This window comes from Stenotrophomonas sp. 3(2025), from assembly GCF_052665395.1.
Window position 1 is genome coordinate 229,094 of sequence record NZ_JBQOIF010000005.1, and the last position, 10,348, is coordinate 239,441.

Consider the following 10,348-nt stretch of genomic DNA (forward strand, 5'->3'; position numbering starts at 1 on the left):
GAGCTTCGGCTTCTGGTGACTTGCAACAGAGCCTGCTCAGGAGCAAAGTTCACTCATCCAGGGGGGATGAGCAATGGAACGCTCGCAATTCATTATCGATCGCGCACTGTATTCAGATGACGTCGCGGCTCGGGCCGTGCATCGCCATACCGGCGAGTTTGGTGTGGAGGTGCGCAACAAAGGCGCCAACCTCACCGTTAGCTTTTGGTCTCTGGACGGCTCCAACCTGCCAGACGACCTCTGGGCCCGCTTTTCCCGAGACTTGCTGGACGAACGCCTGCGCGCGGCCGTGCGATTAGAGACCAACGGGCTGCAGCAGGAGCTGATTCGCGCAGCGCTAAACCAAGCAGAGCCGGTGGTTTCCCGTGTCGAGGTTTAGGTCCGCTGAGGCTTTCGCCGCCCCATCGGACTACCAACTGTTGCCTCTACGGTTCCGGCGCCTGCCCTGGCATCACGATCGGGCTTTCGTCTCGTCGATGGCCGGCGACTGGCTCTTGATGAAGATGGAGGACGTTGAGCGCCTGGTGACACACCAGCTTCCGACCGAGTCCGCCCTTTTTGCGGATTTGGAAGCCCGGCATTTGGCCGTTGCCGGGACCGATCGAAGCAGCTTGGCCCCCTTGCTTAGTCAGATCCGCAGCCGAAAGTCCTACCTGATGGGAGGCCCTGCTCTCCACATCTTCGTGGTGTCGCTGCGCTGCCACCACACATGCAACTACTGCCAGGTGTCCCGGCAGGAGACGAGCGCCACTGCGTTCGACATGGAAGGTACACACGCCGAACAGGCGGTGGAACGGCTGTTCGAATGGCCAAGCCAAGAACTGACGATCGAATTCCAAGGGGGTGAACCCCTGCTCAACTTTGAGCAAGTGAAGGTCATCACCCGGCTGATCGTCGAACGCAACCGGTCCGCTGGGCGAACCCTGCGCTTCGTCCTGGCGTCGACGCTGCATGACCTCACCAACGACCAACTGGCGTTTCTGGCCGAACACCGCTTCAAGCTCTCCACCTCGCTGGACGGTCCCGAATGGCTCCACAACGCCAACCGCCCCCGGCCCGGCCGCGACAGCTACCGGCGGACTGTGGAGGGGATTGAACGCGGACGCCGTTGGCTGGGAGACGATGGCGTCTCGGCGCTGACGACGCTGACCCGCCAGAGCCTCGAGGTTCCTGAGGCCATCATCGACGAATATCGGAAGCTGGGTTTCCACAGCATCTCCTTGCGACCATTAAGCCCCTACGGGTTCGCCACCAAGACGGCCCGCCGCACCGGCTACCCCACGGAGGACTTCCTGGCCTTCTACCGACGCGCATTCGACCACTTGCTGTCGGTGAACCTGGCCGGCTACGCCATGGAAGAGTCCTACGCGTCTCTCCTCCTCTCCCAGCTCTTCACGTCCTTCGGGCACGGCTACGTCGATCTCCGATCGCCCTCCGGAGCCGGGTTGGGCGCCATCATCTACGACCATGACGGGCGGGTCTATCCGTCGGACGAGGCACGCATGCTGGCCGCCATGGGGGACGATGCCTTTGCCTTGGGCCACGTCAGCCAACCGGTCAGCCAATGGCTGTCCTCGCCCGCCATGGGCCGCTTGCTGGACGCCGGGGTCGCCGAGGCCCTACCCACGTGCTCCGACTGCGCGTTTGTGCCGATGTGCGGCGCCGATCCGATCGAGCACTACGCCCGCCAAGGGGATCCGATCGGCCATCGGCCCAGCAGCGACTTCTGCCGACGGAACATGGGGCTCTTTGATTTCCTACTGCAGCGCTACGAGAAGGCTGATCGGAACGTCCAAGGGTTGATGCGCTCCTGGGCCAATCCGAAGCCGTCGGTGGAGGACCCCGTCCATGCTGCCGCTTGAAACCAGAGCCGAGCTGGCGCCGTCGGCGAAGGCCAGCCTGCTCAAGGTCGTGTCGCTGGCAGAGTTTGCCCAATCACCGCTTCCTTTCGAGCGCTTGGCCCTGGACCTGCGGGGCGTCCCAGCGGAGCACGCCAGCAATGAGCTGCTAAACCTGCCTTGGGGTGCCGTCTTGCCTTCAGGAGGGTTGCGCTCTGCCGGTGAGGCTCCTCTCGTTCGCCTGGAAGGTCCGCCAGATGTTTGCAAACCAGGGGACGTGGTGGAGCTCAATCCCCTGCAGAAGAAAGTGGCGATCCGATATCGGCGCGGAGACACCGGCAATGTGTTGTTCGCCACCGAGCGCTGCAACAGTTACTGCCTGATGTGCTCTCAGCCGCCCCGAGACGTTCAAGACGATTGGCGGGTGAGGCACCTCCTGGACCTGATCGACCTCATCGATCCGGAGGAACCTTCGCTGGCGATCAGCGGAGGGGAACCGACCCTGCTGGGTGACGGGTTGGTCGACGTGGTGGCCAAATGCGCGCACGTGCTGCCCAACACCCACCTCCACATCTTGTCCAATGGTCGCCTGCGTGAGACTGGCCTGCATGCCAAATTTGCAGGGCTCCATCCCAACTTGAGCTGGGGCATTCCACTCTACGGGGACCGCTATGCCCTGCACGACTATGTGGTGCAAAGCGAGGGTGCGTTCGCTCAGACCCTTCGTGGGCTTTACGCATTGGAAGCCTCCCAGCAACGGGTGGAGATACGGGTCGTGTTGGTCAAGCCCACGGTCGAGCGGCTGGCACAGCTGGCCCGCTACATCTGGCGCAACCTGCCCTTCGTCGAACATGTTGCACTGATGGGCATCGAGCCCATCGGCTTTGCCAAAGCGCATCAGCGTGAGCTTTGGGCCGATCCAGCGGACTACGGTGACATCCTGTCCGAAGCGGTGGGGCTGCTGGCCGAGGGCGGAATCCCGGTCTCGCTCTACAACCTGCCCTTGTGCGCCTTGGACCGATCGCTTTGGCCCTACGCCGTGCAGAGCATTTCGCCTTGGAAGAACGACTACCTGCCCGCCTGTGACGGCTGCTCGGTTCGGCAGCGGTGCGGCGGCTTTTTCTCGTGGGTCACACCGGCTTGGACCAGCCGGTCCATCTCTCCCGTCCTGGAAACCTGATCATGTCCAACGCACTGATGATCGTCGGCGCCGCCACCTTGGGAACCTTGGGCACGGAGCCGCCCAAGGGCCAGTCCGACCTTTCCAGACTCTCCGAGTTGGACGGGAAATACGCGACCGTCCTGAGCACCTCGTTGAATGCAGGCCGGCACAACCTGTATGCAGGGCACCGCAGCCACAGCTCCCATCGATCACACAGTTCCCATCGATCCCATTCGTCCGGGTCGGGAAGCTCGTATCGCTCCTACACCCCGCCACCGGCGACCTATACCCCACCGCCCACCCGCTACACCACGCCAGCGGCACCGGTGGCCCCAGCAGCTCCACGAACCACAGGCACAGGCGGCAGTGTCGGCAACCATTTGAATAGCTACCCAACCCAGAATCTGGATCCAGCCACCCGAGCAAACTCAAGATCCACGAACAACTTGACCTTGGAGCCCGGCACCTACGACAAGCCGGTCACGGAGGGACGGGACGCCGATGCGCTGAAGCTACTCATCATGCGCGTCCAGGCAGCGCTCTATTCCAAGGGCTACGATCCAGGTGCCATCGACGGGGTCCTCACTCCTGAGACCCAATCGGCGCTGCGGATGTTCCAATTGGCCCACGGCATCCGGGCCACCGGAACGATGACGACTCCCACCCTGGACGCGCTTGGCGTGCGGATCTAGCCCTCAACACCCTCGATCCCGCGGCTCCGGGAGGCCAAAAAGCGACCGGCCTCCAGAAGAGTGAGACACCCGTGGCATTTAAGGACCGAATCGCAAACGGCTCGACACATCTGCAGAACCGCTCCTATGTGCACCTTGCGCAGCTTTGCGCACATGGTTAGATGCTTCCATCTTTAAGGGGAGCAGAGACGATGGACCACAATTGCAACAACAAGCAGCACAGAGGCTCGGAGCACGACTGGCAACAGGCCATCGATGCCCTTCCGATTTTGATCGTCGAACGGAACGAAGCTTCCGCAATGAGCACCGATGCGTTGATCGCAGCGGCCCAATCAGGCTTGAGGGACGCTTGCGAGAACTACCGGATGGCCCTGATCGAGCATCGAGGGACGTAGGCGGCCATTGTCGCCGGCGTCTTTCGCGAACCGCTGAAAGGGGGCATTTGCCCCCTTTGACGTCTGTCAGAAGCCCCCGGCCCACCCTACAGGCTGGTGGCGCGCCACACGCGCCCGATCAACCCGCCCACCAGTGGCGCAATCGGGAAGACGGTGTAGAGGGCGGTCAACGCCAGCGGCGGGACGGACACGAAGAAGTTGCGTTCCGACTCGATCAGGCCAGGGTAGAAGATTCCCACCCCGATGCTTCCGATCTGCACGGCCACCACGACCAGCGTGCCCATCAATGCTCCCTTCCAAAAGCCCCCGCGCCTCGGTTCCAGAAAGGGATTGGCCGCCTTGGCTGCCCGAACGCGCGCCGCTCGCCAGTTCAGCATGTAAAGCAGCAGGAGGAGCGCCAGCACGCCAACACCAGCCGAGAACGCCGCCACAGCCTGCCAGGCAAGCCCCAGCTCCACAGAAATTTCTGCGCCGCCTGCGAAGGCGAGCAGGCCAGCACCGCCCAGGAGGACCGTTGCGGGTGCGAGCAGGCCCCACTGCATATGGGATGCGGTCGAGTGAGAGTGGGCATGGGCATTCATGGAACCTCCAGATGAGCGAAAACGAGGGCGGGTTACAAGGACCGATCAGGGCTTCTTTTGTGCGTCGATGAGCACCCACTGCCCTGCCCGCTTTTCAAACACCAAGTCTGCCCGGGCTGGCACGGGCGCAGGAGCCTCCTTCAGCTGGCGACCACCTTGGAAACCAATCACATCGAGGGTGCCGCCCGTGACGCATGTCGTTCGCTCGGGCCCGCTCTGATTGCAATCGGCGTTCAAGTCGTCCCAGCCACGCACTTCCACCCGCTGTCCCAGCTCGGCCACCAAGTTCGCGTTCAAATACTGCTCGTAACCCTTTGCAACCTGCTCCACCGACGGTCCCTGTTCCGCCTTACCGCAAGCGATCAAGGCAACAGCTGCTACCGCGGCGACCACCATTCCACGCTTCATGCACCTTCTCCTTGGTTCTTGGTGACGTCCACTTTGATCGTTTCGTTCCGATAGCCCAGGCTCACCTTCTCGACGGTCACGTCCATCTTGGGTTCCGTGGCGTCGATCCAAACCCGATTGACCGAGAAGACCACGCGATCGTCTTGGAACGAGCGGCCTTGCCGCGCGAGGTTGGCGGCTTCGGCGGGGTCCATCCGGATCAGCAACCGGTAGCGCCCCGCGTTCGGCGGGCTGGACACGCCGGTGGGCGTCTTATGGATCCAGGGGACGAAGTTCTTTCCGGTGACACTCAAGCCAGCAACCGAGATCTGCGGCATCGGCACGAACACTTCCATGACGCCCCGATCCGGGTTGTAACTGACCCCACCCAGCGCTTTGAAGTTCGGGCGGACGGCATACCGCCGAATCCCTTTGAACCGCTCCAGCCGGGCGTCGAAAGCAGGCCCGAAGCGCTGCTCGATCACCGCCGCAGAGGGCTCCGCCTCTTTGCTACCCGTCGTCCTCTTTGCGGCCACCCAAGCCTGCCGCAAGCACCACTGCCGTTTGTCAGGCCTCAATTGGTAGGCGGAATGGGCCATCGCCAGCAGGCCCATGTCGCACATGTCGGTCCCTTGTACTCCCGTGGAGGACAGCCCTTCGCGCAGGTGCTGAGCACCCTCAAGGATGTCCTCGTCCAGGTCCCAGTACATCCCTGCAGGTTCGGCGTATAGGGGGTGGGACACCTTGGCCTGCGAGCCGGACTTCCCAGAAATGGCCCCACCGATCTGCCGAAGCAGGCCTGAAGCGGTCGTGGATTGGGCGCTGGCACCCGTCGATACGGCCAGCGCGAGCGCGCCGGCGAGAACTGCCCCGTTCTTCATACAGCCCCTCGTTCCTTTGGATGGACTTGCCACGGACTTACGTGACACGTAGAGTCTACCCGGGGCGTAGGGGTTCGGTCATCATCGGTGCATGCCTGCACTGCATCCGTTCAGCCTGTGACTACGCCGACAACTCCGCGAGCGATCGTGGCCGCGCGCTTGCGTCAAGCCCGCGAATGGCGGGGCCTGAGCCAACGGGAAGTGGGGATGCGAATGGGGCTGGACAAAGACACGGCGTCGGCACGAATCTCCCGCTACGAGTCGGGGGCGATGTCTATCAGCCTCGAAGCACTGTTTGAGCTCGCGCAGGCACTGGACGTGCCGCCGGCTTACTTGCTGGCGACGACGCCGGCGATGGCAGACGTCATCTTGGCGCTGGGTGTTCAAAGCGAGGCTCAACAGGCCAAGCTTTCTCAAGCCCTGGAAGGGCTCGCCGCGCTCCCACCGGGCAAGCGGAAGCAAGCCATTGACCGACTCTTGGCGGACTTCGAACCTCCATAGGCTCCTTTCAGCGAGCCGGTCTCAGCGATTGCGACCACAACAGGTGATAATCCGCCCGGTATGGACACGGGGGAATACGGGATGTTGTTTTCAGCGGCGATCAGCGATCGCTTTCAACGGTTCAAACAGTGGTGGCTCATCCAACCGCTGACCGTTAGGGCTTACTTCAGTGGGGCGGCCCTCATGGGCATCGCCCTTCTTCTGTTCCGCTTTGCTCCGAAGGCTTTGGCCACCGACGTCATCACTTACGCAGCCAGCTTCTTCTTTGCAGTTGGGTTCCTACGCGAAGCATTCCTCTGGCTCTATCCGAAGCGCCAGCTGCCACTGGTCAAGTTGGCTGTCACAGCGATGAGCGTTATGGCGCTTGCTGCCGCAACAGGGATCAGCCGCCTGGCAGTCAACGATGGCACCGGACAGGATCCCTCTCATTTTCCAACCGCAGTAGCGCTGCTTGTGCCTTTCGCCTTCGTGCCGATCATCGCCTTCGCAATTACGGTTTCAAGCGGTCTTTCAGCCATAGGCATTATCATTTGGGCTGCAGGAACGTCTCCTTGGGGGAAAACGAAGAGGAGCGACTTTGACTACTTGATGCTCTGCTCACGCATTTTTGCCGCAGCAGTGGTGTCCATCGTAGCTGCGTTCGCGATAGGAGACTCACCAGTAGCGCCGTCCTGGATGAGATCCGTAGCTCGCCACACCGCATTTGCGCTCGACCTTTATAGCGATGCTTCGTGCGCCGTACATCCGAGTGATCGGTTTCACCGCATCAACGATGACATCGTGATCTTGGGGAGGATCACGCCCGACGGTCCACGCTATGTTCGCCGCAGTTGCCCCTTGCAGGCCGAAGCGGAGGCGCCTGAGCTACCTCTCCTTGGCCCTCACCCCAGCCCCTAGACAGAGGAATACGATTCCAGAAAATCGGCGAATTCCTCGTCTTGACAGGCCAGTGCTTCGAACCGAGGCTCGCCCTCCTCAATGCACGCACCGGCCTTGAGAAGCATCAGGGCCACTTCCTGCTTAGTTTTGCTATTTAGATCGCTTGCCCATGCAAGCCACACCAGAGGAGGCTGGTCCATCTCGTCGTACGTGTAGGGGTAGCCGTCCGGCTCTGCCCCGACTTCCAGCATCGCTGCAACCATCTCGATATCGCCATGGGAGCACGCGTGGTGGAACTGCGGAAACGGCAAGGCTCGAGCGCGCACTTGGAGTCCCAAGGGCAGCCTGCTGATGAGATTGTCCATCTCCTCCATGACAGCCCGGGTTTCCTCTTCACACTGAATTGGCAGACTCCAACGCGGATCCCTGGCGCTACGATGGCCTTCAGCGCTCACATCATTGTCCGTCTCTTTGCTCATCGACGCTCAACCAAAGACGTTCCCGGTTGGAACGCCGCCATGGTGGCGAAACGGCTCTGAAGGATCCCTTGCGGCTTGCGGGAGTTATCGAAACAGTGGTCCCGACAACGGCCAAGCAAGGCTAGGACAAAGCAAACGGAATTCCCAATACTTGAGCGCGACTCATGCTGGGAAAAGTCTCTCTGGCGTTGCGGCTTGAAAATTTGCTCCACGACCACTAGCCGCTCAACTGATGCCCCTCGGTCGAGCCCTGAGCCACTTATCCCTTCCACCGTTGGACTGGAGCCAAAAATATCTTGTGGGGAGCACCATCGTTCTTATCCGTGGGCCGGGCGGACATTGCGACTTTGTAAAAGCCGCCCACCTCAAGGCTTCCCCAGCGAAACCCTTTGTGCTAAAAATGTGGCGCCCGTCATATTTCGCTGACGGGGGCAGTACTTATCACGCCTGGAGAGCCGGCGCAACACGCGTCAGCAATCCATCGGATCAGGGCGACCAAGACGGCCGTTGTCAGTTGTGCAGCGATTGTCATCAGAAGTTCCTCCGTAGCAAGGCGATACATCAAGCTTAGATGTAAGCGGCACCGTCAGATTGTTTACTTTGGCGGCTTGGGCCTCTTCTAAGAGGTCTGTGTAGTAGTGGCAGGGGGGGCAATGGTTGCCGCGGCCAGCCCCGCCCTGTAGACGCTGAGATTTAATGGGGACCATGAAGATACCAAAGACCGCTTTGCAGGCCGCACAGCGTCAGCGCAGGTATGTGCATTTTGATCTCCCGCTGTCGAGATCAGCGGTCAGGGCACTCGTGCTCGATGCGGCTCGCGTGGCAGCACATCCGTTCTATCCGTTCATTCGGCACGACATTGTCCGTCCGAAGATTAAACGTACCGGCAAAGGCCAATTTTTGAGGCGGCTCAAGACTCGTGAAATCCGATACGCAGCGCACGCTGATGCTGCGATATACGCCTACTACAGCCATCTACTCTCGCAAAGGTACGAAACTCGGTTGGCCATGGCAGGCCTAGGCGCATCGGTCATCGCGTTCCGCTCGTTGTCGAAGTCGAACACGGATTTTGCAACAGAAGCATTCACTTGGATCGCATCCAATTCCCCGTGCGTGGCGATGGGCTTTGACGTCAAAGACTTCTTCGGAAGCATCGACCATGCTGAACTCAAGCGTGCTTGGGCGTCACTACTCGACACAGAAACGCTTCCTGCGGATCACTTCTCAGTCTACAGGTCTATCACACGACATTCTTCTGTGGAGTTGATCGCCGCTCGTCGAGCACTCCACATTACTAGGTCCGCGCTAAAAAAGATGGACCGAATGTGCTCCCCGTCAGATTTCCGCAAGATTGTCCGAGGTGGAGGACTGATTGATGTCAATGGCGTCGGAAGAGGAATTCCGCAAGGTTCGCCGATCAGTGCACTTCTATCAAACCTGTATATGTTTGAATTTGACGTTCGGATCGCAACTGAAGTCGAGAATAGGGGGGGCTACTATCGGCGGTACTGTGACGACATCCTAATAGTCGCAGATGCCAAATGGTCGACGGACCTTGAGGCGTTGGTTGCGGCAGAGCTTCAACGCATCGGACTTGTGATGCAGATTAGTAAGACCCAGATGCGAAAGTTTTCGCCGGCGGCTGATAAGCCCCTTCAGTACCTAGGTCTCACTTATGATGGCGATCGCATCCTACTGCGCCCTTCGGGAATTGCGCGGCACTACTCAAAAATGCGCCGTGGCATCTTGTCCCACAAGCTTTCACCTCGCCTAATCAAGGGACGCTCCTTGCTCCAGGTCAGGAGGAGGCGGCTGCTACGTGCTTACACGGAGCACGCACCTGCAACAGTGCGATCATTCATGAGCTATGTTCGAAGTGCCTCCAAGAAGTCAGGCTCGGCGGTCGTGCTACGCCAACTCAAGGGGCATCGCCGACGTTTCAGGAAGCTTCTCAAAAGCTAGAGCAGCCGTCTCTGTATGGCGTGTTACCTTACGACGGCGGCCTAAGTGAGGCCCGTAAACCGAAAAGCTGCCTCGATAGACATTAGCCGGGAATTCGCTCCTGCTCACCTCGCTGTACTTACGGGCCCGCCTTTACATTCTGCCGTTCTGCGGACATCTGAACCGCTGCCAGGCCATTGGACAATGACTGGACAGCCAGTTCATGGAATGGAGTGCGATCTTCCACGCTGAGCCAAGGTCGCCGTAGCGCTTCTTTAGTGGAAAGAGGCATCGCCAGAAGATCGGTGTGGAAGCCCGCTAATCCTCTGATGCATCCGTCCTCCGTGAATGCCCAAGGCAGTTCCCGCTCCAACCCGGCAAGGCCAAGCTTTTTCAAGACGTTCACGACATCCTCCAAACGCTCGGCAAGGACTTCGCTTTGGAAGCGCTCCGCCCCACCGCAGCGTATGACCGACGACCACCTGTAACGCACCCCGTGCTTGTTGCTCCTAGCCGCCCGGTGCTCGGGAACAACTGATCTGGCTCCCCGTGAGCGGACGCCAAGAAGCGATACTTTGATCGCACTTGGAGGTCCTTTTATGTCCCGTATCA

12 protein-coding genes are annotated in these 10,348 nt (G+C 60.4%); 7 read left to right on the forward strand and 5 right to left on the reverse strand.

Annotated elements, in window-relative coordinates; translation table 11 throughout:
* Positions 1–73 precede the first annotated feature (73 nt).
* From ACUXVE_RS06285 to hxsA, 4 genes are read left to right on the forward strand one after another with little or no spacing between them, the layout of a single operon-like run.
* Positions 74–379: a hypothetical protein gene (locus tag ACUXVE_RS06285; RefSeq protein ID WP_445514028.1), complete on the forward strand. Its 306-nt coding sequence runs from the start codon at positions 74–76 to the stop codon at positions 377–379.
* Entirely contained in the window at positions 366–1,862 is a 1,497-nt protein-coding gene (gene hxsB, locus ACUXVE_RS06290; RefSeq protein ID WP_445514029.1) for a His-Xaa-Ser system radical SAM maturase HxsB, read from the forward strand. Before ACUXVE_RS06285 ends, hxsB begins: the two co-directional genes overlap by 14 nt.
* Positions 1,849–3,018, forward strand: a complete 1,170-nt coding sequence (hxsC, locus tag ACUXVE_RS06295; protein WP_445514030.1) for a His-Xaa-Ser system radical SAM maturase HxsC — start codon at positions 1,849–1,851, stop codon at positions 3,016–3,018. The genes hxsB and hxsC overlap by 14 nt, the downstream gene beginning before the upstream one ends.
* Before the next feature lie 2 nt (positions 3,019–3,020).
* Positions 3,021–3,692 (forward strand): His-Xaa-Ser repeat protein HxsA, encoded by a 672-nt coding sequence (hxsA, locus tag ACUXVE_RS06300; protein ID WP_180873841.1) that lies wholly within the window; start codon positions 3,021–3,023, stop codon positions 3,690–3,692.
* 481 nt (positions 3,693–4,173) lie between these two features.
* Here the strand turns inward: hxsA and ACUXVE_RS06305 are convergent, their stop codons facing one another.
* Genes ACUXVE_RS06305 through ACUXVE_RS06315 form a run of 3 tightly spaced genes read right to left on the reverse strand, consistent with a single transcriptional unit; the run spans position 4,174 to position 5,936 of the window.
* Positions 4,174–4,668 (reverse strand): ABC transporter permease, encoded by a 495-nt coding sequence (locus ACUXVE_RS06305; protein ID WP_445514031.1) that lies wholly within the window; start codon positions 4,666–4,668, stop codon positions 4,174–4,176.
* Between the two features lie 45 nt (positions 4,669–4,713).
* The gene (locus ACUXVE_RS06310; RefSeq protein WP_445514032.1) at positions 4,714–5,076 is read right to left on the reverse strand and encodes a hypothetical protein; all 363 of its coding nucleotides are present in this window, start codon (positions 5,074–5,076) and stop codon (positions 4,714–4,716) included.
* Positions 5,073–5,936 (reverse strand): hypothetical protein, encoded by an 864-nt coding sequence (locus tag ACUXVE_RS06315; RefSeq protein ID WP_445514033.1) that lies wholly within the window; start codon positions 5,934–5,936, stop codon positions 5,073–5,075. The genes ACUXVE_RS06310 and ACUXVE_RS06315 overlap by 4 nt, the downstream gene beginning before the upstream one ends.
* A 147-nt stretch (positions 5,937–6,083) precedes the next feature.
* Between ACUXVE_RS06315 and ACUXVE_RS06320 the strand changes: the two genes are divergently transcribed.
* The gene (locus ACUXVE_RS06320; protein WP_180873847.1) at positions 6,084–6,437 is read left to right on the forward strand and encodes a helix-turn-helix domain-containing protein; all 354 of its coding nucleotides are present in this window, start codon (positions 6,084–6,086) and stop codon (positions 6,435–6,437) included.
* A gap of 81 nt (positions 6,438–6,518) precedes the next feature.
* On the forward strand, positions 6,519–7,334 hold the full coding sequence (locus ACUXVE_RS06325) for a hypothetical protein (protein WP_445514034.1): 816 nt from the start codon (positions 6,519–6,521) through the stop codon (positions 7,332–7,334).
* Here the strand turns inward: ACUXVE_RS06325 and ACUXVE_RS06330 are convergent.
* The gene (locus ACUXVE_RS06330; RefSeq protein WP_414610772.1) at positions 7,331–7,795 is read right to left on the reverse strand and encodes a hypothetical protein; all 465 of its coding nucleotides are present in this window, start codon (positions 7,793–7,795) and stop codon (positions 7,331–7,333) included. The two genes, ACUXVE_RS06325 and ACUXVE_RS06330, sit on opposite strands and share 4 nt — an antisense overlap.
* 705 nt (positions 7,796–8,500) lie before the next feature.
* Between ACUXVE_RS06330 and drt2 the strand changes: the two genes are divergently transcribed.
* Positions 8,501–9,757, forward strand: a complete 1,257-nt coding sequence (gene drt2, locus ACUXVE_RS06335) for an antiviral reverse transcriptase Drt2 (protein ID WP_445514035.1) — start codon at positions 8,501–8,503, stop codon at positions 9,755–9,757.
* Positions 9,758–9,875: 118 nt separating this feature from the next.
* Here drt2 and ACUXVE_RS06340 read toward each other — a convergent pair whose 3' ends face one another.
* Entirely contained in the window at positions 9,876–10,142 is a 267-nt protein-coding gene (locus ACUXVE_RS06340) for a hypothetical protein (RefSeq protein WP_445514036.1), read from the reverse strand.
* Positions 10,143–10,348: the final 206 nt, after the last annotated feature.